Below are 1747 nucleotides of genomic sequence, written 5' to 3' on the forward strand. Positions count from 1 at the left end.
CATCAGAGATGGTGCCCCCCTTGTGGTCGGTGTACAGGTGGTGCATGGCTGTCGTCAGCTCGTGTCGTGAGATGTTGGGTTAAGTCCCGCAACGAGCGCAACCCTTGTTCTGTGTTGCCAGCATGCCCTTCGGGGTGATGGGGACTCATGGGATACTGCCGGGGTCAACTCGGAGGAAGGTGGGGATGACGTCAAGTCATCATGCCCCTTATGTCTTGGGCTTCACGCATGCTACAATGGCCGGTACAATGAGCTGCGATACCGCGAGGTGGAGCGAATCCCAAAAAGCCGGTCTCAGTTCGGATTGGGGTCTGCAACTCGACCCCATGAAGTCGGAGTCGCTAGTAATCGCAGATCAGCATGCTGCGGTGAATACGTTCCCGGGCCTTGTACACACCGCCCGTCACGTCACGAAAGTCGGTAACACCCGAAGCCGGTGGCCCAACCCCTTGTGGGAGGGAGCTGTCGAAGGTGGGACTGGCGATTGGGACGAAGTCGTAACAAGGTAGCCGTACCGGAAGGTGCGGCTGGATCACCTCCTTTCTAAGGAGCACTTCTCACCAAGCTTGCTTGGTCAGAGGCCAGTTCATCAGCGAACGTCTGATGCTGGTTGCTCATGGGTGGAACGTTGACTATTCGGCACTGTCGGTCTGCTTGGACTGTGAGTACTGCTTCGGCGTGGAAAACAATTCAAGAGGTTGAGGGTGTCGGGCACGCTGTTGGGTGTCTGAGGGAGCGGCCAGTTTGGTCTGCTTCTTCGGTTGCCGGCCCCGGTATAGGTCTGCTTCGGCGGGTTGTGACGGGTGGTTGGTCGTTGTTTGAGAACTGCACAGTGGACGCGAGCATCTGTGGCCAAGTTTTTAAGGGCGCACGGTGGATGCCTTGGCACCAGGAACCGATGAAGGACGTGGGAGGCCACGATAGTCCCCGGGGAGCTGTCAACCAAGCTTTGATCCGGGGGTTTCCGAATGGGGAAACCCGGCAGTCGTCATGGGCTGTCACCCGCTGCTGAACACATAGGCAGTGTGGAGGGAACGCGGGGAAGTGAAACATCTCAGTACCCTCAGGAAGAGAAAACAACCGTGATTCCGGGAGTAGTGGCGAGCGAAACTGGATGAGGCCAAACCGTATGCGTGTGATACCCGGCAGGGGTTGCGCATGCGGGGTTGTGGGATCTCTCTTTCATAGTCTGCCGGCTGTGAGACGAGTCAGAAACCGTTGATGTAGGCGAAGGACATGCGAAAGGTCCGGCGTAGAGGGTAAGACCCCCGTAGTCGAAACATCAGCGGCTCGTTTGAGAGACACCCAAGTAGCACGGGGCCCGAGAAATCCCGTGTGAATCTGGCGGGACCACCCGCTAAGCCTAAATATTCCCTGGTGACCGATAGCGGATAGTACCGTGAGGGAATGGTGAAAAGTACCGCGGGAGCGGAGTGAAATAGTACCTGAAACCGTGTGCCTACAAGCCGTGGGAGCGTCGCTGTGTGTGCTTGCACATGCAGTCGTGACTGCGTGCCTTTTGAAGAATGAGCCTGCGAGTTTGCGGTGTGTAGCGAGGTTAACCCGTGTGGGGAAGCCGTAGCGAAAGCGAGTCCGAACAGGGCGTTTGAGTTGCACGCTCTAGACCCGAAGCGGAGTGATCTAGCCATGGGCAGGTTGAAGCGGAGGTAAGACTTCGTGGAGGACCGAACCCACCAGGGTTGAAAACCCCCTGAGTCGCAGGCTCAGCTCGTCGCCCAGGGTGTCG

General features: G+C 57.8%; 2 rRNA genes (1 of these 2 cut by a window edge). Both read left to right on the forward strand.

Going from position 1 to position 1747, the window contains the following annotated elements:
• A 16S ribosomal RNA gene (locus tag ACWGPT_RS19820) occupies nucleotides 1–543 on the forward strand; the annotation flags it as partial.
• 307 nt (nucleotides 544–850) lie between these two features.
• Nucleotides 851–1747: ribosomal RNA gene (locus ACWGPT_RS19825) — 23S ribosomal RNA — on the forward strand; its annotated part runs 381 nt beyond the window's last position; the annotation flags it as partial.

It is taken from the genome of Pseudorhizobium sp. NPDC055634 (assembly GCF_053618655.1).